This is a genomic window from Enterobacter sp. ZOR0014, assembly GCF_000798855.1.
GTDB classification, from domain to species: domain Bacteria; phylum Pseudomonadota; class Gammaproteobacteria; order Enterobacterales; family Enterobacteriaceae; genus Enterobacter; species Enterobacter kobei.
The window spans coordinates 1-19,913 of the sequence record NZ_JTLF01000261.1; the positions used below are offsets into that span (position 1 = coordinate 1).

Here is a 19,913-nt window from a genome sequence, read left to right on the forward strand (position 1 = left end):
AGCCACGGGATCGGTCAACCGATCCTTAACTGATCGGCATTACCGCTGAAGGGCAGAGGTTTTTGTCAGAAGCGGGGTTATCGCGCCAGCCAGCCGCCATCCACCGCAATGGTATAACCATTGATGTAGTCCGAGGCTGAGGAGGCCAGAAACACAACCGGCCCCATCAGGTCACTCGGCAGACCCCAGCGCCCGGCCGGGATACGCTCCAGAATGGCCGCACTGCGTTCTTCGTCCGCCCGCAGCTGCTGGGTGTTATTGGTGGCCATGTAGCCCGGGGCAATCGCGTTGACGTTGATATTGTGCTGCGCCCACTCGTTCGCCAGCAGACGGGTCACGCCCATCACCGCGCTTTTTGACGCCGTATAAGACGGCACGCGGATGCCGCCCTGGAAGGAGAGCATCGAGGCGATGTTAATGATCTTGCCGCCTTTTCCCTGCGCGATGAAGTGCTTTGCCGCCGCCTGAGACATAAAGAATACGCTCTTAATATTCAGGTTCATGACGTCGTCCCAGTCAGTCTCGCTGAAATTAATCGCGTCTTCACGACGGATCAGACCCGCGTTGTTGACCAGAATATCAATATGGCCCCATTCCGCCACCGCGCGCTCAAGCAGTTGCGGAATGCCGTCAATTTTACGCAGGTCGGCGGTCAGGCTGAGAAAACGACGCCCCAGCGCAGTCACGCGCTCAATCGTTTCTGTGGGTTCAACGATATTAATCCCGACGATGTCACAACCCGCTTCCGCCAGACCTAACGCCATCCCCTGACCCAGGCCGGTGTCGCAACCGGAAACCACCGCCACTTTGCCCTGCAGAGAAAATGCATCCAGAATCATGTTAGTTCCTTACTCTTCAGCGCCTGTCACCAACAGGCAGATTGATACTTAACTGCCCGCGACTAGCGCAGATCCTTAACAGCAACGTGGTCCATGTCATCGAAGACCTGATTTTCGCCGACCATACCCCAGATGAAGGTATAAGCTTTGGTCCCTACGCCAGAGTGAATAGACCAGCTTGGTGAAATCACCGCCTGCTCGTTATGCATGACGATATGGCGCGTCTCCTGCGGCTGCCCCATCATGTGGAACACGCAGGCATCGTCGTCCATGTTGAAGTAGAAGTAGACTTCCATGCGGCGTTCATGGGTATGGCACGGCATGGTATTCCACAGGTTGCCCGGAGCCAGTTCAGTCAGCCCCATGCTGAGCTGGCAGGTTTCCAGCACATCCGGAACGAAATATTTATTGATGGTGCGACGGTTGCTGGTGAGGTTATCGCCCAGCGTTACGGGCGCTGCGTCCTCAGGCGTCACTTTTTTTGTCGGGTATGAGGTATGCGCAGGGGCGCAGTTGTAGTAAAACTTCGCGGGCTTACCGCCGTCGATGCTGGCAAAGACCACCTCTTTCGCCCCTTTACCGACGTACAGCGCATCGCGGTGACCAATCTCGAAGCACTGGCCGTCCACGGTAATCGTGCCCGGCCCGCCGATATTAATCACCCCCAGCTCACGACGCTCCAGAAAATAGCTCACGCCCAGCTGTTTACCCACTTCTCCGCCCACGGAGACGGTTTTTGCCACCGGCATAATGCCGCCGACAATAATGCGGTCGATATGGCTGTAGACCATGGTGTACTTGTCGGCCTCGAACACCTGCTCAACTAAAAACTCACTGCGCAGCCCCTGCGTATCCAGCGTTTTGGCGTGCGCACTGTGAATGCTTTGTCTGACGTCCACGGTAACCTCCAGATGTGGTCATGCCCAAAAGAAGAAAATAAACGAAACAACGTTCCGTTTTCATGATGAACACATACTATCGGCATAAAATAGGCTTTTCAATTAAATTCAAAACAACGTTTCATTTTTTATTTTGTTTATAACGAAAATGACACCCGGATCACGGTTAAGAGGTATGGGAATGAAGGGAGGATAAAAAAAACCTCCCGGAGGAGGTTTCATTAATCAGGAAAGATTAGCGTTCGATGGCCAGCGCCACCCCTTGCCCGCCGCCTATACAGAGCGTTGCTATCCCTTTGCGGGCATTGCGTTTTTTCATTTCGTGGACCAGTGAAACCAGTATCCGGCAACCGGACGCCCCGATAGGGTGACCCAGCGCAATGGCTCCACCGTTTACGTTGACCCGCAGCGGATCCCACTCCAGCATTTTGCCGACCGAGATCGCCTGCGCGGCAAACGCTTCGTTCACTTCAATCAGATCCACATCGGAGAGTTGCCACCCTGCGCGATCCAGACAGCGACGGGTAGCGTAGACGGGTGCGATCCCCATCAGTGCCGGATCAACACCCACGCTGGCAAACGCCTTGATGCGGGCCAGGACAGGGAGATCCAGCTCCAGGGCTTTACTTTCACTCATCATCATAACGGCTGCGGCGCCGTCGTTAATGGAAGAGGCATTGCCCGCCGTGACCGAGCCCTGGGTTTCAAACGCAGGATTGAGTCTTGCCAGGCCTTCAGCACTGGCGTCAGTGCGCGGCTGTTCGTCCGTATCCACGACAACCACCTCGCCGTTCTGACGCTGTGTACTGACCGGGACAATCTCGTCGCGAAAACGACCAGAATCAATCGCAGCACGCGCCTTTTGCTGGGAACTGAGCGCGTAAGCATCCTGCAATTCACGGCTGATACCGTACTCGCGCGCCAGGTTTTCCGCCGTCACGCCCATATGATAGTCATTGAACGCATCCCACAGCCCGTCATGCACCAGGCTGTCGAGCAACTGACTGTTACCTAACTGCGCGCCGGTACGACTGTCGGTGAGAACGTGCGGCGCACGGCTCATATTCTCTTGTCCGCCAGCAATAACCACATCCGCTTCACCGCATTGAATGGCTTGCGTAGCGAGATGAAGCGCTTTGAGTCCTGAACCACAGACGTCGTTGATGGTGATGGCGGATACGGTGTTGGGCAGACCGCCTTTCAGGGCCGCCTGGCGCGCAGGGTTTTGCCCGGCTCCGGCAGTGAGAACCTGCCCCAGGATCACCTCATCAATTTCGTGTGCGGCGACCCCGCTACGTTCCACCAGCGCTTTGACCACCACGCTGCCCAGGTCAACCGCCGAGTGACGCGCGAGCGCTCCCTGAAAACAGCCGATAGCTGTACGCAACGCACCCACTATGACGACATCTTTCATCACGACCTCTGTGTTAAATGACATGACGATAGTAGAGGATTGTTACTGGCAATTATCTTAATTGTTTAAAAATAGTGAGTTTAATCACAAGGATTAACGGACATCCTGCAGATACTGCCGCAGCCAGCTTCCGGCAACGCCGGGAGGGGATCGTTTATTCCACAGCAGATCGATGCCGATCGCCCTTGGCCAGCCAGGCACATTGAGCTGAACCAGGGATTTCGCGGCGGCAAATTCATCCACCAGCGCGCACGGCAACACGCACCAGCCGAATCCCTGCACTGCCATACTCAAGAGTAACAGGTAATTCGGTGCTGACCAGACGGGTCCTCGCGCAATTTCAGCCTCGCGTTCCAGATAGGTGCTAAGCCGCAGTTCGCGCCAGCCGTGCAGCTCGTCACTCTGCACTTTGGGTTGGCCCGCCAGGGGGTGCGTGGTCGCAACATAAATTGCCATACGGGTCTGCATCGGCAGGCGGGTAACGCCAATATCGGTGGGGTAACTGTCCCGCGCTTCCGTCAGCCCTACCTGCGCTCGCGCCTTTTGCAGCAGATCGATCACATCCTCTTCCTCGCCAATCAGACATTCGAACGCCGTATGGGGAAAGCGAGCGTCAAACTGCTTCATCATCTCTTCCAGCACGTCCGGGTTCAGGGTATCGGAAAGGACAAATGTCAGACGCGCCTCCGTTTGTGCCGTTAGCGACACCGCCAGTTCATCCAGCCGCGTGCTGGCGGCAAGGATGGCCTGCACATAACCCAGCACCTGTTCACCCTGAGCCGTTAACACCGGCTGACGCGCCGAGCGGTCAAACAGCTCAAAACCGAGATCGGCTTCAAGATGGGCAATGGAGGTGCTGATCGTCGACTGACTTTTACGCAGCCGACGTGCGGCAGCAGAGAAAGAGCCAGCCGCAACGGCCTCAACAAACGCGGTAAGGGCTTCAGGTGAATAGCGCATAATCTATCTACTTTATCGATGGATACCATCTTTAATATATCAGCTTTAACGATAAAAATAGGCCGCATCACCGCCCATACCGGCGAATTAATGAGGTCTACACTATGCAACATCAGGATGCACTCCAACGTAAACTGCCGGAGCGGATCTTCCATGCTGTCTGTTTCGAAGGGATTGCCACGGCGATCCTCGCCCCTACGGCCGCGTGGCTCATGCAGCGCTCCGTAGTGGAAATGGGGGGATTGACCGTTATTCTGGCCACTACCGCCATGCTCTGGAACATTATTTATAACTTCGGTTTCGACCGTTTCTGGCCAGTCCAGCGGGTAACACGCACGGCAAAAGTGCGTGCGCTGCACGCCCTGGGGTTCGAATGTGGGTTTATTGTGATTGGTGTGTCGATTGTCGCTGCCGTGCTGGGCGTCACCTTGCTTCAGGCATTCACACTGGAAATAGGTTTCTTCCTGTTCTTCCTGCCCTACACCATGTTCTATAACTGGGCATACGATAACCTGCGTGAGAAATTCCTTAAGCGTCGCCAGCAACGACGCGCCCTGGCAGGCTAAATGCTCTCTGGCCGGACGCCTGTTCCGGCCAAACGCCAACGAAGCAACTGCGCTCTACGAGCATAATTATGGTAAATTGCACGCCATTCTGATGGTTTGATAGTTGAAACGTTGCTCTAATGTCGAAAATTTGGTCAAAAGATGAGACTCTCTGGAGTTTCGCTCTCTATGGCACGGCCGTGGGCGCAGGAACGCTGTTCTTGCCCATTCAGCTGGGCTCTGCAGGCGCTATTGTTCTGTTTATTACCGCCCTTGTGGCCTACCCGTTAACCTACTGGCCGCATCGCGCGCTGGCGCAATTTATTCTCTCTTCAAAAACAAAAGGCAATGAAGGGATTACCGGCGCCGTCTCGCACTATTACGGCAAGAAGATTGGCAATCTGATCACCACACTCTATTTCATCGCCTTCTTTGTGGTGGTGCAGATTTACGCGGTGGCCATCACCAACTCGTTAACCGAGCAACTGGCAAAACACCTGACGGTGGATACCGCCGTGCGCGTGCTGGTCAGTTTAGGTGTGGTGCTGGTGCTGAATCTGATCTTCCTGATGGGACGGCATATCACGATAAAGGTGATGGGCTTCCTGGTATTCCCGCTGATTGCCTATTTCCTGTTTGTCTCGATCTACCTGACCGGGAGCTGGCAACCCTCGCTACTTACCAGCCAGATGGCCGTTGATCGCCATACGCTGCATCAGGTATGGATTTCCATTCCGGTGATGGTGTTTGCCTTCAGCCATACCCCGATTATCTCGACATTTGCCGTGGATCGTCGCGAGAAGTTTGCTGACGCCGCCATGGATAAATGCAAGAAGATCATGAAGGTGGCGTACCTGATTATCTGCCTGAGCGTGCTGTTCTTTGTCTTCAGCTGCCTGCTCTCGATTCCGCCGTCCTACATTGTGGCCGCCAAAGAGCAAGGGGTAACCATCCTGTCAGCACTGTCGATGATGCCCTCTTCTCCCGCATGGCTCGGCATTTCCGGGATAATCGTGGCGATTGTTGCGATGTCGAAATCGTTCCTCGGCACCTATTTTGGGGTCATTGAAGGGGCGACGGAGATCGTGAAGTCGTCGCTCAATCAGGTGGGTGTGAAAAAGAGCCGCGCCTTTAACCGCGCGATTTCCATTATGGGTGTGTCGTTAATTACCTTCGCGGTCTGCTGCATCAACCCGAACGCGATTTCGATGATTTACGCCATCAGCGGCCCGCTTATCGCCATGATTTTGTTTATCATGCCGACGCTGTCGACGTACCTGATCCCTTCGCTGAAGCCTTACCGCTCCCCTGGCAGCCTGCTGACGCTGATCGTCGGCGTGCTGTGCGTGTCGGTGATGTTTGTTGGCTAATGTTCCTGCCATACATTGTGCCGGGTAGCGCTGCGCTTACCCGGCCTACATTCCTACAGAGAATCACGCCCGGATATCGTCATATTCCCGCGTATTATCAAACTCATGTTTCGCAAACGGACACAGCGGAATAATTTTACGGTTCTCACCGCGCATCTTCTCGACCACTTTCGCCACCAGCTGTTTGCCAACGCCCTGCCCTTTCAGGCTCGGATCGACATCAGTATGCTCAATAATGCTCAGGTGCTCGCCGGTCGGCACGAAGACAATCTCCGCCACCTGATTTCCGTCTGCATCATTCACGTAAAACTTGTTATGGCCTTCCAGAATATCCATGGTTCCTCGCTTATTTTTGGCGATACTTCAGCGCACCGCTCGGGCAGGTATCAATTACGCGTACAACCGTTTCGACGTCCACTTCATCAGGAATAATCCACGGTTTACGTTTCAGATTAAACAGCTTTGCGCTCCCACGCACGCAGTTACCTGAGTGTTTGCAGATCCCGGTGTTGAAGTACACGTCAATTTTCTCGCCGGTATAGGCCCGGTAACCCGCATCCAGTAGTTCTTTATCCATGACATTGCCTCTGTAATTATTCTCGTGCTGAATGAAGCATAGCCTTACGGGATCCCGATGGCTATCACGCTGAAAACGAAAAGCCAGCTCACAACTCTTTTCTTACCGGATTGCGTCCACTATTTGCACATGTCAGGCTCCATAAATATCCCCCTTTTCGATGACTGCCGCGGGTTGAATGAAACGCAGACTCTCTTTTCAGGTAAAGCTGTTTTTAGCGCTGGTGTGCTTCTCCTGCCTGCTGTTAGTGCTGCTGGGTACGATCCTGTTTCATTTTATTGACCGGCAGCTCCATCACGATCTCGGCCAGCGCGCCCGGGTTCAGGCCAGTGAGATTGCGCTGATGCCGGGTCTGGCGGAAAAGGTGGCGGCCAGAGATATCCCCGGCATCGCCCGGTTAATTCAGCCGCTGCGTGCCGAAAGTGACGCCAGCTATATTGTGATTGGCGATACCCACGAGCAGCATCTTTATCATTCGGAATCCCCGGAGCGCATTAATTTACCGATGATCGGCGGTGATAATGCCGAAGTACTCAAGGGCAAAACCATTATCTCCGTGCGTCAGGGCGGGATTGGGGTTTCGCTGCGCAGCAAAGCGCCCATCTTCAATGCACAGCATCAGGTGATTGGCATTGTCTCGGTCGGCTATCTGACTTCGTATATTGCCAACATTAACGCCCGCATTCTCTGGCAGGCCGGTTTATACGGGATTGCCCTTCTGCTGTTGCTGTTTATTTTCTCCTGGCTGTTTACCCGCAACCTTAAAAAACAGATGTTCCGACTTGAGCCGAAAGATATTGCCCAGCTGGTTTTGCAGCAAAGGGCGCTGTTAGAAGCCATGTATGAAGGGGTATTTGCCGTCAATGAAGAGAAGCAGCTGATTTTAATTAACCGCGCGGCACGAGAAATGCTGGATATTCATCGGAGTGAAAAAGATCTTATCGGCAAGCCGCTGGACGAGGTTCTGCAAACCTCGCCGGGGTTTTTAACACAGCGCTACGCCTCGGTGAGCCGCGGCCGCCACGACCAGATTGCGGTACTTAACCAGCGCGAGGTCATCGTCAACCGCGTGGCGATTGAGGTCGAACCCGGCGTTGAAAGCGGCTGGGTATACAGCTTTCGCGACAAAAACGACATTAACACCCTCAGCAGCCAGCTCAGCCAGATCAAACGCTATGCTGACAACCTGCGCATTATGCGCCACGAACAGCTGAACTGGACCGCGACGCTGGTGGGGTTGTTGCAGATGAAACACTATGACGAAGCGATCCGCTATATCCAGGTGCAGTCGGAAGGCGCACAGCGCGTGCTGGACTTCGTGTCAGCCCATTTTGCCTCTCCGGCCTTATGCGGGCTGCTGCTCGGGAAATATGTCAGCGCACGGGAAAAAGGGGTTGAGCTACAGTTTGATCCCGCATGCCAGCTCACCCGCATGCCGTCCCACCTCAGTGAAACGGAGCTGATGTCCATTATTGGTAATTTGCTGGATAACGCCGTGGATGCGACCCTCACCGCACCGGTCCCCGCGCCGGTAGAACTCTATATTTCCGATCGCAACCAGGAGCTGCTGATTGAGGTCGCTGACCGGGGCTGCGGGGTGGATGATGCGCTGAAGCCGCATATCTTTCGACAGGGATTCAGCAGCAAGCCGGACAGTGAAAACGACATTGTGGGTACCGAGCACGGTATCGGCCTGTTTCTGGTGGCAGGCTATATCAACAAAGCGGGCGGCAGCATTGAGATTGCCGACAATACGCCGCAGGGCACGATTTTCTCTGTATTTATTCCGAATGGGCTAAAGCATGACCCAAGCACTTGATGTTGTGATCGTTGAGGATGAGCCGCACCTGGCGGAGTTGCATCGCGAGTATATTGAGCAGAACTTTCATCTGCACGTGGTGGGCATCGCCGCGTCGATTGAGCAGGCATGCAGCCTGATTCGCCAGCATCAGCCGCGGCTTATTCTGCTGGATAACTATCTCCCGGACGGCAAAGGCGTGGAGTTAATCGACACTCCCCTGTTGAAAAGCTATGAGTGCTCGGTGATCTTCATCACCGCCGCCAGCGATATGCAGACCTGCAGCCATGCCATGCGCAGCGGCGCGTTTGATTACCTGATTAAACCGGTCTTTTTCCAGCGCCTGCACGCCTCGCTGGAGCGTTTTATGCGCTTCATCCACACCGTGCAGCAGGTAAAAGTCGTTGATCAGCATGCGCTGGATCGCCTGTTTAACCTGCCTGCTGCGGAATCCCCGCACACGCCGTCGACGAAGGGCATTGAGCCTCAGACCCTGGAGCGGATCAAACGGCTGTTCGCCGATCGTCCCGACAGCGCAATGTCGGTGGACGAGGTCGTGGAAAACGTCGGGGTCAGCAAAACCACGGGGCGTCGCTATCTTGAATACTGCGTGGAGAGTGGGTTAATCAGCGTCGAAATGCTGTACGGCAATATCGGTCATCCGCGAAGGCTATACCGTAAAGCCCCCGATAAAACGTAATCCGCGAACATTAGCCAGCAAACGTTCGCGGATTCTATGGTGTTAATTGCTGAAACGACGGTGACAATCACACTTCGGAATCATCGCCCGCTTCCCCCTATTGTGGGTGGAGGCCGATAGGCTATGTTGACAATTAGTTCCTCAAATGTAACTAAAAGGTTAACTATAATGTCGAACACATTCCGAATTTCTCTGATTACCGCTACCGTCCTGTTCTCCGCTTCTGCACTGTCTGCCCTGCCGCAGGGCTATCCGGCTGAGTATCAAAAGGTTGTCGATGCCGCCACGAAAGAGGGCAAAGTTGTCATCTACTCCACCACCGACACCAAAGCCGCCGGGCCGCTGATCGAAGGCTTCGAAAAAACGTATCCAGGCATCAAAGTTGAATATAACGACATGAACAGCACGGAACTGTACAACCGTTTTATCAGCGAACAGGCCTCCGGTGGCGGTAGCGGTGATGTGGTCTGGAGCTCGTCCATGGACACCGGACTGAAGCTCGCCGCTGACTACGCTATGGAGTATAAATCGCCGGAGCAGAGCCAGTTGCCGAAATGGGCGGTCTGGAAAGATAAGGCGTACGGCACCACCTATGAGCCGGTGGTCTTTATCTACAACAAACGCCTGATCCCGGCCGGTGACGTGCCGGATTCACACGCCGCGCTGGCGAAGCTGATTGCCAGCCAGACGGATAAATTCAAGAGTAAAGTCACCACCTATGACATTGAGAAATCGGGTCTTGGTTTTATGCTCTCAGTGCAGGATCACAAGGCCGATCCAAATTACTTTAAAACCCTGGCCGACGTTGCCAAAGGTGGCTTAGCGGTGCAGTCGTCTACCGGCACCATGATGGAGAGGGTCTCCTCCGGTGAAAACCTGATCGGCTTCAATATCCTTGGTTCTTACGCTGAAGCGCGTGCGAAGAACGACCCGTCGCTCGGCATATCCTATCCAAAAGATTACACCCTGGTGCTATCGCGCGTGTCGTTCATCAGCCAGCAGGCGCAAAACAGCAATGCGGCAAAACTGTGGCTGGACTATGTGCTGTCTGAAAAAGGCCAAAGCATCCTGGCAAATCAGGCGGACATTCCATCCATTCGTAACGATATCGAAGGCAAAAACGATATCGACGGCCTGACCAAAATCCTCGGCAATGCGCTGAAGCCGATCCCGGTTGATGAATCGCTGCTGGAGTATCTGCAGCCGAAGAAACGCCTGGAGTACATCAAAGAGTGGCGTGCAGCCGCCGCCAAATAAGCGTCCTGGCGCGGCGGCGTGCGCCGTCGCGCGTCTGTTCATCTGACTGAGTTCATTTTTCCGGGCTGCAACACCAGGGATACCCCATGAATACATTACGCAGAAAGTGGCAAAGCCTGCCGCGCGGTATTGTCGTGTTGATAACCGCCCTGGTTATCTATACGCCACTGTCGTTTATCGTGATACAGAGCTTCCTGTCCGCCCCGTTCTTTTCCCCGGCAAAAGAGTGGAGCCTTGAATCATTTGGTTTTATCTTCACCGACCCTGATTTCTACAAGGCCCTGAGAAGCGGCTTTCTTCTCGCGTTCGGGCTGGTCATCATTGCCATTCCGCTGGGTGGCGTGCTGGCGTTTCTGATGGTGCGTACCGATCTGCCAGGCCGACGCCTGATCGAACCGCTGATCCTGGTCCCGATTTTCGTTTCACCGATGGTGCTGGGTTTTGGCTATGTGGTGGCTGCCGGTCCGGTGGGCTTTCTGTCCCTGTGGGCACAGGCACTGATCGGCTTTGTGCCGTGGAACATCTATGACATGTCGAGCATCGTGGTCATTGCCGGCCTGACGCATGTTCCGCATGCCTATCTCTATATTTCCTCCGCGCTGCGTAGCGTGGGCTCCGATGTGGAAGAAGCCGCGCGCACCGCGGGCGCCTCTCCGCTACAGGTGATGACCTCCGTCAGCCTGCCGATGGTGCGGCCATCCATCCTGTACGCCATCGTGCTGCTGTTCTTCCTCGGGCTGGAAGTGTTTGGTCTGATGCTGGTACTTGGCGATCCGGAAGGCAACATGGTGCTGGCGACCTATCTGTACCAGCTGACGAACAAGCTCGGAACGCCTTCCTATCATCTGATGGCGGCGGTCGCCGTGGTGCTGATTTGCATCACTATCCCGCTGGTCATGCTCCAGCGTCGCCTGATGCGCACCGCCAACCGCTTTGTCACCATGAAAGGGAAAGCCTCTCAGGCTCGCGCGTTACCACTGGGTAAATGGCGCTGGGTGGCCGGGGCGGTGGTCGCCTTCTGGCTGACTGTCACCATCGGTGTTCCCCTGCTTGGCGTGGTGCTGCGCGCGTTCATCTCCAACTGGGGGGTGGGCGTTTCACTGTGGGATGAGCTTTCGCTGAGTACCTTTCGCACCATCTGGGCGCAGCCTAACCTGCTGCGCGCCATCGTCAACTCGATGTCGATTGGCGTGATTGGCGGCGCACTGGCCGTCGCGTGCTACCTGTTTGTTGGTATTGCCATGCACCGTAAACCGGACAACACCACGCGGTTCCTGGATTACAGCGTGCTGGTGCCGCGCGCCGTGCCGGGATTGCTGGCGGGTCTGGCCTTTTTGTGGGTGTTTCTCTTCCTGCCGATGTGGCTGGATAACGCCCTGAAATCCGGCTGGCTTTCCGGATTCGTCTGGACCGACTGGATGCGCGAAAACGTCATCGTCTGGCTGCGCTCGCTGCGCAGCACCATTTTCAGCGTCTGGCTGGCTTATACCGTGGTGTGGATGGCTTACGGACTGAGGCTCATCTCTTCCACGCTGTTGCAGGTGGGGCCGGAGCTTGAAGAGGCGGCGCGCAGCACCGGCGCGACGCGCGGGCAGATCACCCGCCACGTCACCATTCCGCTCTCCCGCTACGGGCTTATCGGCTCATGGCTGCTGATGTTCCTGATCTTTGAGCGCGAATATTCAACCGGTGTGTACCTGCTCTCCCCCGGCACGGAAACCATCGGCTCGATGCTGGTTTCCCTGTGGGCCGCGGGTGCAATTGATATCGTGGCGGCGCTCTCTTTCATTAATATCCTGCTGGTCGTGGTAGGTCTGGGCATTGCCCTTCGTTTCGGAGTGAAATTACATGATTGAATTAGCGGTTGACGATCTGCACTTAACCTACGGCGACAATCCTGTTTTAAAAGGGGTCTCCATGAACCTGAAACGCGGCGAAGTGGTCTCCCTGCTGGGCCCTTCCGGCAGCGGCAAAACCACTCTGCTGCGCGCCGTCGCGGGTCTGGAAAAACCGACCCAGGGGTCGATTGTCATTGGTCAAAATAAAGTTTACGACGGTACGCCGCGCAGCGAGGTTCCGGCGGAGGAGCGTAACCTGGGGCTGGTGTTCCAGTCCTACGCCTTGTGGCCGCACAAAACCGTATTTGAAAACGTGGCCTATCCGCTCAAGTTGCGTAAAGTCCCGGCTAAAGAGATCCAGCAGCGCGTACAGGATGTACTGGACCAGCTGGGTCTCGGCCATCTTGGTAAACGTCACCCGCACCAGCTCTCCGGCGGGCAGCAGCAGCGCGTGGCGATTGGCCGGGCGCTGGTCTATAACCCGCCGGTGATTTTGCTGGACGAGCCGCTGTCCAACCTCGATGCCAAACTGCGCGAAGAGGCCCGCGTATTTCTGCGCGAGCTGATCATTAAGCTCGGGTTATCTGCGCTGATGGTAACGCACGACCAGAACGAAGCGATGTCGATTTCCGACCGCATCCTGCTGCTCAACAACGGTAAAATTGAGCAACAGGGTACACCACAGGAGATGTACGGTTCACCGAAGACGCTGTTTACGGCCGAGTTTATGGGCAGTAATAACCGCCTGCATGGCAAAATCACCGAAGTACGCGACGGCAAAGCACGCATTGAAGGAAAAGACTGGGTGCTCTGGGGCCAGGCGGGTGAAGGGGTGCAGAGCGGTAATGAGGCTACGGCGGTGATCCGCGTCGAGCGCGTGGCGGTGGTCGAGGGGCCGGGGGAAAATCAGCTTGCGCTGCCGCTCCTCACCAGCATGTATCTTGGCGACCGCTGGGAGTACCTGTTCCGCACGGCGGGGGATGATTTTGTGATCCGCGCTTACGGGAATGAGCTTCGCGACCCGCAGCATTGTCATCTATCGCTGCCAGAGAAGCATGTCTGGATATTCCCGAAAAACTAGAGAAATCGGCCTGCCATTCAGTGGCTAAACGGGATGGCAGGCCGACAATCAAAGCGCGAATGCGCTCCTCCATACTTATTTCAATCGTTTACCTGTTTCATCAACGACCTTCTCGCCGTCTTCCTTCGCGAAAGCCGCTTTCTGCGCATCCGGAAGAATATCCAGAACCACTTCTGAAGGACGGCACAGTTTGGTTCCCAGCGGCGTCACGACAATAGGCCGGTTAATCAGGATCGGATGCTGCAGCATAAAGTCGATTAACCGATCGTCAGTAAACTTATCTTCCGCCAGCCCCAGTTCTTCATAAGGCTCGACATTTTTACGCAGCAGCGCACGTACCGTGATCCCCATATCTGCAATAAGTTTGACCAGTTCATCGCGAGACGGCGGATTCTCCAGGTAATGAATGACGGTGGGTTCATTTCCGCTGTTGCGGATCATCTCCAGCGTATTACGCGACGTACCGCAGGCCGGGTTGTGATAAATAGTGATGTTGCTCATAACAGTATCTCATTACAAAGTGAAAGAGAGACGTAGCGCCAGCGCGGCCAGCGTTACAAACAGCACAGGCAGAGTCATAACGATCCCGGTGCGGAAATAATATCCCCAGGTAATCGTCATGTTCTTCTGTGAAAGGACATGCAGCCAGAGCAGCGTTGCCAGGCTCCCAATAGGGGTGATTTTTGGCCCCAGGTCGCAGCCAATCACGTTGGCGTAGATCATCGCCTCTTTGATAACACCGGTTGCGGTGCTGCCATCAATAGAGAGCGCGCCAACCAGCACGGTCGGCATGTTATTCATGATGGAGGACAGGAAAGCCGTCAGGAAACCGGTACCCAGCGTCGCGGCCCAGAGTCCTTTATCCGCCAGCACGTTCAGCACACCTGAAAGGTATTCGGTAAGCCCGGCGTTGCGCAGACCGTAGACCACCAGGTACATCCCCAGCGAGAAGATGACGATCTGCCAGGGTGCGCCATGCAGCACTTTGCCCGTGTTAATGGCATGGCCGCGTTTCGCCACAGCAAAAAGGATGACGGCCCCCACTGCCGCAATCGCGCTCACCGGAATACCGAGCGGCTCAAGGACGAAAAAACCTACCAGCAACAGAATTAAAACGACCCAGCCGGTACGAAACGTCGCCGGATCTTTAATCGCTTTTGCCGGTGTCTTAAGAAGAGACAGCTCGTAAGTCGGCGGGATATCTTTGCGAAAGAACAGATGCAGCATCACAAGCGTGGTGACAATGGCTGCAATATCGACCGGAACCATCACCGACGCGTATTCGGTGAACCCCAGACCGAAGAAGTCTGCCGAAACAATATTCACCAGGTTCGACACGATAAGCGGCAGGCTGGCGGTATCGGCAATAAACCCGGCGGCCATCACGAATGCCAGCGTGGTGCCTTTGCTGAACCCTAATGCCAGCAGCATGGCAATCACGATCGGTGTCAGAATAAGAGCAGCACCGTCGTTGGCAAATAGTGCAGCCACCGCTGCGCCGAGCAGAACGATATAGGTAAAGAGCAAACGGCCCCGACCGTTTCCCCAACGCGATACATGCAGCGCTGCCCACTCGAAAAAGCCGGATTCATCAAGCAGCAGGCTGATAATAATGACGGCAATAAACGTTGCCGTCGCGTTCCAGACGATATTCCACACCACCGGAATATCGCCTAAATGCACAACGCCTGAAATTAAAGCCAGGGCTGCGCCCAGCGTCGCGCTCCAGCCAATTCCCACCCCCTTCGGCTGCCAGATAACCAAAACAAGGGTCAGGACAAAAATAGCGCCTGCCAGTAACATAAAACCTCCTGACAGAGCGGCTCTGCCGCCCTGTATTAACCAAAAAATTAACGCATCAACGCTCTGAGTTTTTCTATACCGGCAGGCTCTGACGCCAGTAGCGGAACAAGCGCTATACGGTCAGCATGCTGATGCTTAACCGCCTCAATCTGAGGCAATTCCTGCCGGGCGCGCTGGCAAAGCAATGGAGAATGCGTATCCGCAATAGAAAGGCTGTTATTGATAATCCAGCCCCACGGATGAATTCCCGCGCGTTCAAGATCGGCCTGCAAATTCGCTGCCTCCAGCACAGGAGTGGTTTCCGCAAGCGTAACCAGCAGCACTTTGGTTCGCTCCGGGTCCTGGAGCTGCATCATCGGGGTAGTAAAATGGCTTTTGTCGCCCATTTTTTTGGCAATTTCGCGGTGATAAGCACCGGTTGCATCCAGCAGCAACAGCGTATGCCCCGTGGGAGCCGTATCCATCACTACAAACCGCTTACCTGCTTCGCGGATCACGCGGGAAAATGCCTGGAAGACGGCGATCTCTTCAGTACAGGGGGAACGTAAATCTTCTTCCAGTAGCCGTTTCCCTGCTTCGTCCAGATATTTTCCCTTCGTCTCAAGGACATGCCGGCGATAGCGTTCGGTTTCCTCGTGTGGGTTGATCCGGCTGACCTGCAGGTTATTCAGGCTGCCATTTAACGTTGTGCTGAGATGTGCGGCGGGATCGGAGGTGGTGAGATGGACATCAAACCCCATGTCTGCCAGCCTGACGGCGACGGCAGCCGCCATCGTGGTTTTACCCACGCCACCTTTGCCCATCAGCATAATCAGGCCGTGTTCGTTACGGGCGATATCCTCGACCAGGCCAGAGAGCGATGCGTTTGCAGGCGTATCCAGGGCGTTCGTTGCAGGGAGCGGTAATGCCTCAGAACGGCTGTCCAGCAGGCCCTTTAATGCCGACACGCCAACCATGTTGACGGGTTGCAGTAATAAGGTATCTGTCGGCAGCCCGGATAAACCGGCAGGAAGATTTGCCAGGGCCTCTTGCTCCCGTTGCCATATCGCAGCAGCCAGTGCGTCATGTTCCGCTTCGGCTGCCGGCAAAACGCCATTAATCACCAGATACTGGTTTTTCAGGCCGATCGCCGCCAGTTCTTCATGGGTGCGGGCGACTTCCTGCAAAGTGGATTTCTGCAGTCGTGCAACCAGCACCAGACGGGTACGCGCAGGATCGGATAACGCCTCTACCGCGTGTGCGTACTGCTCACGCTGTTTTTCCAGCCCGGCCATTGGGCCGAGACAGGAAGCACCGTCCGGGTTACTTTCAATGAAGCTACTCCAGGCGCCGGGAAGCTGGAGCAGGCGAATAGTGTGGCCCGTCGGCGCTGTATCAAAAATGATGTGATCGAAGCGGGTCAGCAGGGAAGCGTCTGTCAATAAACCGGTGAACTCATCGAACGCCGCAATCTCAGTCGTACAGGCGCCGGAAAGCTGCTCGCTGATACTGTTAACGACGTCATCGGGCAAAAGCCCCTTAACAGGATCAACGATTCTGGCGCGATACTGCTGTGCAGCTTCCTGTGGGTCTATCTCCAGAGCGGAAAGCCCGGGAACGGCATTAATAGGGTGGATCGTGTTACCGATAGTTTGATCAAAGACCTGGCCGACATTGGAAGCGGGATCGGTACTCACCAGCAATACCCGCTTACCCCGTCCCGCCAGGCGGATAGCCGTCGCGCAGGAAATGGAGGTTTTGCCCACCCCGCCCTTTCCGGTAAAAAACAGGTAAGGCGGGATATTCTGTAAGAATTTCATATGTCCTCCCGACATACTCAGCAACAGGAAGTATTCCCACCACAGCAGCCGGTGGGCGCTAAGCCCACTTTTTCCAGCGGGATCCCAAACCAGCGAGCCAGCTCAGCGCGTTTTGGATATCGCCCGGCCATTACCGTTTCACCGTCCAGCAACAGCAGCGGAAGCCCTTCTGCTCCCGAGGCTTCCAGGAAGGCTTTCGCTTTTTCTTTCTGAACGAAGCTCATGGGCTGCTGCGCCAGGTTGTAACGTTCCACCTGTACGCCGCGTTCTTTCAACCACTGCACATCCGCAGAAAAATCAACCAGAACCTGATCGACATCTGAACCACATACGCCGGTACTGCAGCACAATGCCGGGTCAAACACCGTTAACGTTTTCATTCTGAACACCTCACATTTGAAAAATCATATATGTTCAGGCAAATTTTTTTTTAGAGACAAATAGCCTTACCGCTACCAGAGCAATTTGCCGTTGCCAGCTTACGGGCGATGGCCTGTACGTCGTCCTGCTGGCATAACCAGGCCTGCTCAATCACCTGAGCAGCCCATGACGGAATATGCGGGGAAAGGCGATAGTGAACCCACTTGCCCTGCTTACGATCCTGCAATAGCCCACTTTCCCTTAGCATTGCCAGATGACGGGAAATCTTGGGCTGCGACTGATCCAGTGCCGTGCAGAGATCGCATACGCACAACTCTCCCATCTCTCTGAGCAGCAGTACGATGCCCAGACGGGTTTCATCGGAGAGGTATTTGAAGAGTTGTAAGGATGTTAGTGACATCAAACCTCCTGAGTATTTACAAACAGGATACTCGGCATGAACGAAAACTCAATACACATTCGGAAAAACACATATGTTTTTAATGATGGGTTTGAATCGCGACGGATGCTTTATGCCTTATAAGAAGAATGAGATTATTAGCACTACTAATACCCGATTAAAATTAGTGACTTGCCCCATCCGATCTCACCAGTAATAATACCGCCCAGAAACGTTACCAGGATAATAATCACTCACCAAAACAAAATGAAAATCTTTTTAGAAATAGTGGCGCTGTCAGTGCTATGGCTCGTCATCGGCTGGATCTTCTGTCGTGCATGGATGCGAGGCTGCAACGGGGAAGATAAATGATCAGATTGTCGCTTGAGGAAGTATTAGAAGGACTTGAACGTCATAGCTTTATCTTTGAAGACGAACAACAGCATTCTCTGATCGTATTTATACTGACCTGCATTTACGCCCAGGCGTCACAGGGTACAGGAGGCCAGCCAGATCACTGGAATGGCTAATTACCGCACCAGGGAGTACAGTCCTTTATTTTCCGGGATAAGAAATATCAGCAGTGACTAAATGCGTCTCTGATTTATCAGTTTGGATGTGATACGCAAAATTATACCGCTCCCCAGATGTAAACTTATTACTGATCCCATAAACCAGCAAAAAAAAATAATCAGCTAAAACAGAAGCTTGTTGTTCAAGGTAAAGGGAAGAGGTTACAAGGCTTTTAAAGGAGTGGAGCGGGCGAAGGGAATCGAACCCTCGTATAGAGCTTGGGAAGCTCTCGTTCTACCATTGAACTACGCCCGCTTTGAGGTGCGTAAGGCATTATAGACCTTACGCCTCTTCATACAAGCCTCTTCACCACTAAGTGGCGATAAAATAATCACTTAGCACTTCGGTTTGCTGCCGGGTGCCGGAAGATAACGCTGCGGATCGATGGCCGTCGCCTTATAACGAATCTGGAAGTGCAGCTTCACCGAATCCGTTCCCGTGCTGCCCATGGTGGCAATCTTCTGCCCTGCTTTGACGTTTTGCCCGTTATTGACCAGCATCGTGTCGTTGTGCGCATAGGCCGTGATGTAGTCTTCGCCATGCTTAATCATGATCAGGTTACCGTAGCCGCGTAGCTGGTTACCGACATAAACCACCTTACCTGCGCCTGAGGCATAAACCGGCGTACCGCGTGCAGCGGCGATATCAATGCCTTTGTTACCCCCTTCAGACAGGGAGTACGGCAGCACCACTTTACCGCTGGCTGGCCAAATCCAGCAGCGTTGACCGACCGGTGGCCAGGAGGACTGCGGCACCGCATAGGATGGCGTCACTTTGGCGGTTTTGCCTTTCGCAGAAGATTTTTTACCCGAGGTCGAACTGCCGCTAACCTTCAGCTTCTGCCCCACTTCGATGGTATACGGTGGAGAGATGTTATTCAGACGCGCCAGATCCTTCACGCTGGTCCCCGTCGCACGCGAAATCCGATACAGCGTGTCACCGCGCTTAACGGTGTAGACCGAACCGGAATAGCTGCCCATATCCGAAGATTTACTCCCCGAACAGCCGGCCAGTAATAATGTCAGCGTCAGGCAAAAAATGGCGATGATGGGGTTTCTCGTCAGGCTTCCTGCAAACAAAACAGATCCTCGGTCAGCGTGAATGGCGCCCTATGATACCAGCCCTGGCAGAAATGGGTCAGCCCTTTTCCGCTCTGTGGGTCAAACCGTTCGTATAAGAATGCCGTATAATACTGCTCTGCTGATGGTGCAGAACCATCCGCATCGTTGGCACTGGAGCACGAATGAGTATTCAAGAACACGTTATTTTGGTAAACGACCAGGGAATGGTGATTGGCACTCAGGAAAAGTACGCCGCACACACCACCCAAACCCCTCTGCATCTGGCCTTCTCCTCCTGGCTGTTTAACGCCGAAGGGGAGTGTCTGGTCACCCGACGCGCGCTAAGCAAAAAAGCCTGGCCGGGTGTCTGGACGAATTCCGTCTGCGGGCACCCTCAAACCGGTGAAAAGACGGAAGAGGCGATTATCCGCCGCTGCCGCTATGAGGTTGGCGCTGAAATCACGGCGATTACCCCCGTGGCCGCCGAGTTTCGCTACCGCGAAACCGATCCTTCCGGGATTGTGGAAAATGAGATTTGCCCGGTATTCGCGGCACGCATTACCAGCGAACTGCGTATTAATCACGAAGAAGTGATGGAATTTGAATGGGTTAAGCTGGAATCGTTGTTCCACGATGTTC

Annotated in this window: 20 protein-coding genes and 1 tRNA gene; 8 read left to right on the plus strand and 13 right to left on the minus strand. The window is 54.5% G+C overall.

The window, feature by feature from the left end; all coding sequences use genetic code 11:
- Window positions 1-77: 77 nt before the first annotated feature.
- The 4 genes from kduD to L977_RS13675 form a co-directional block, all read right to left on the minus strand.
- Entirely contained in the window at window positions 78-839 is a 762-nt protein-coding gene (gene kduD / locus L977_RS13660) for a 2-dehydro-3-deoxy-D-gluconate 5-dehydrogenase KduD (RefSeq protein ID WP_014885097.1), read from the minus strand.
- A 62-nt stretch (window positions 840-901) separates the two neighbouring features.
- A complete protein-coding gene (kduI, locus tag L977_RS13665) occupies window positions 902-1,738 on the minus strand; it encodes a 5-dehydro-4-deoxy-D-glucuronate isomerase (RefSeq protein ID WP_014885098.1) in 837 nt (278 codons plus the stop codon).
- 235 nt (window positions 1,739-1,973) lie between these two features.
- A complete protein-coding gene (locus L977_RS13670) occupies window positions 1,974-3,152 on the minus strand; it encodes an acetyl-CoA C-acetyltransferase (RefSeq protein ID WP_014885099.1) in 1,179 nt (392 codons plus the stop codon).
- A gap of 93 nt (window positions 3,153-3,245) precedes the next feature.
- Complete coding sequence (locus L977_RS13675) at window positions 3,246-4,112, minus strand: LysR family transcriptional regulator (RefSeq protein WP_045269587.1); 867 nt, start codon at window positions 4,110-4,112, stop codon at window positions 3,246-3,248.
- Window positions 4,113-4,216: 104 nt separating this feature from the next.
- Between L977_RS13675 and L977_RS13680 the strand changes: the two genes are divergently transcribed.
- Together L977_RS13680 and L977_RS13685 are read left to right on the plus strand one after the other, a co-directional pair.
- A complete protein-coding gene (locus tag L977_RS13680) occupies window positions 4,217-4,678 on the plus strand; it encodes a multidrug/biocide efflux PACE transporter (protein WP_032635641.1) in 462 nt (153 codons plus the stop codon).
- A gap of 119 nt (window positions 4,679-4,797) precedes the next feature.
- A complete protein-coding gene (locus L977_RS13685) occupies window positions 4,798-6,027 on the plus strand; it encodes an amino acid permease (protein ID WP_032635639.1) in 1,230 nt (409 codons plus the stop codon).
- A gap of 63 nt (window positions 6,028-6,090) precedes the next feature.
- Here L977_RS13685 and L977_RS13690 read toward each other — a convergent pair whose 3' ends face one another.
- Both L977_RS13690 and yjdI read right to left on the minus strand, forming a co-directional pair.
- Window positions 6,091-6,363, minus strand: a complete 273-nt coding sequence (locus L977_RS13690) for a GNAT family N-acetyltransferase (protein ID WP_014071634.1) — start codon at window positions 6,361-6,363, stop codon at window positions 6,091-6,093.
- A gap of 10 nt (window positions 6,364-6,373) precedes the next feature.
- Window positions 6,374-6,604 (minus strand): 4Fe-4S mono-cluster protein YjdI, encoded by a 231-nt coding sequence (gene yjdI, locus L977_RS13695; RefSeq protein WP_008499689.1) that lies wholly within the window; start codon window positions 6,602-6,604, stop codon window positions 6,374-6,376.
- A 178-nt stretch (window positions 6,605-6,782) separates the two neighbouring features.
- Between yjdI and L977_RS13700 the strand changes: the two genes are divergently transcribed.
- From L977_RS13700 to L977_RS13720, 5 genes are all read left to right on the plus strand, one after another.
- A complete protein-coding gene (locus L977_RS13700; RefSeq protein ID WP_047343446.1) occupies window positions 6,783-8,423 on the plus strand; it encodes an ATP-binding protein in 1,641 nt (546 codons plus the stop codon).
- On the plus strand, window positions 8,407-9,102 hold the full coding sequence (locus L977_RS13705) for a response regulator (RefSeq protein ID WP_047343447.1): 696 nt from the start codon (window positions 8,407-8,409) through the stop codon (window positions 9,100-9,102). Before L977_RS13700 ends, L977_RS13705 begins: the two co-directional genes overlap by 17 nt.
- Before the next feature lie 168 nt (window positions 9,103-9,270).
- The gene (locus L977_RS13710) at window positions 9,271-10,359 is read left to right on the plus strand and encodes an ABC transporter substrate-binding protein (RefSeq protein WP_014885105.1); all 1,089 of its coding nucleotides are present in this window, start codon (window positions 9,271-9,273) and stop codon (window positions 10,357-10,359) included.
- Window positions 10,360-10,445: 86 nt separating this feature from the next.
- Window positions 10,446-12,215: an ABC transporter permease gene (locus tag L977_RS13715; protein ID WP_023331232.1), complete on the plus strand. Its 1,770-nt coding sequence runs from the start codon at window positions 10,446-10,448 to the stop codon at window positions 12,213-12,215.
- A complete protein-coding gene (locus L977_RS13720; protein ID WP_047343448.1) occupies window positions 12,208-13,278 on the plus strand; it encodes an ABC transporter ATP-binding protein in 1,071 nt (356 codons plus the stop codon). Before L977_RS13715 ends, L977_RS13720 begins: the two co-directional genes overlap by 8 nt.
- A gap of 75 nt (window positions 13,279-13,353) precedes the next feature.
- Here the strand turns inward: L977_RS13720 and arsC are convergent, their stop codons facing one another.
- The 7 genes from arsC to actS all read right to left on the minus strand — a co-directional run bounded on the left by arsC (window position 13,354) and on the right by actS (window position 19,292).
- Window positions 13,354-13,779, minus strand: a complete 426-nt coding sequence (gene arsC / locus L977_RS13725) for a glutaredoxin-dependent arsenate reductase (RefSeq protein WP_014885108.1) — start codon at window positions 13,777-13,779, stop codon at window positions 13,354-13,356.
- Between the two features lie 12 nt (window positions 13,780-13,791).
- The gene (gene arsB / locus L977_RS13730; protein WP_014885109.1) at window positions 13,792-15,081 is read right to left on the minus strand and encodes an arsenite efflux transporter membrane subunit ArsB; all 1,290 of its coding nucleotides are present in this window, start codon (window positions 15,079-15,081) and stop codon (window positions 13,792-13,794) included.
- A 47-nt stretch (window positions 15,082-15,128) separates the two neighbouring features.
- The gene (gene arsA, locus L977_RS13735; protein ID WP_047625994.1) at window positions 15,129-16,880 is read right to left on the minus strand and encodes an arsenite efflux transporter ATPase subunit ArsA; all 1,752 of its coding nucleotides are present in this window, start codon (window positions 16,878-16,880) and stop codon (window positions 15,129-15,131) included.
- 17 nt (window positions 16,881-16,897) lie between these two features.
- Complete coding sequence (gene arsD, locus L977_RS13740) at window positions 16,898-17,260, minus strand: arsenite efflux transporter metallochaperone ArsD (RefSeq protein ID WP_047343450.1); 363 nt, start codon at window positions 17,258-17,260, stop codon at window positions 16,898-16,900.
- Between the two features lie 50 nt (window positions 17,261-17,310).
- On the minus strand, window positions 17,311-17,661 hold the full coding sequence (gene arsR / locus L977_RS13745) for an As(III)-sensing metalloregulatory transcriptional repressor ArsR (protein WP_047625995.1): 351 nt from the start codon (window positions 17,659-17,661) through the stop codon (window positions 17,311-17,313).
- Between the two features lie 733 nt (window positions 17,662-18,394).
- Window positions 18,395-18,468, minus strand: a tRNA-Gly gene (locus tag L977_RS13750).
- An 80-nt stretch (window positions 18,469-18,548) separates the two neighbouring features.
- Window positions 18,549-19,292, minus strand: coding sequence for an amidase activator ActS (gene actS, locus L977_RS13755; RefSeq protein ID WP_041163068.1), 744 nt, complete (start codon window positions 19,290-19,292; stop codon window positions 18,549-18,551).
- Window positions 19,293-19,456: 164 nt separating this feature from the next.
- Between actS and idi the strand changes: the two genes are divergently transcribed.
- Window positions 19,457-19,913 (plus strand): isopentenyl-diphosphate Delta-isomerase (gene idi / locus L977_RS13760; RefSeq protein WP_047625996.1); only part of this gene is annotated, 457 nt, incomplete at its 3' end.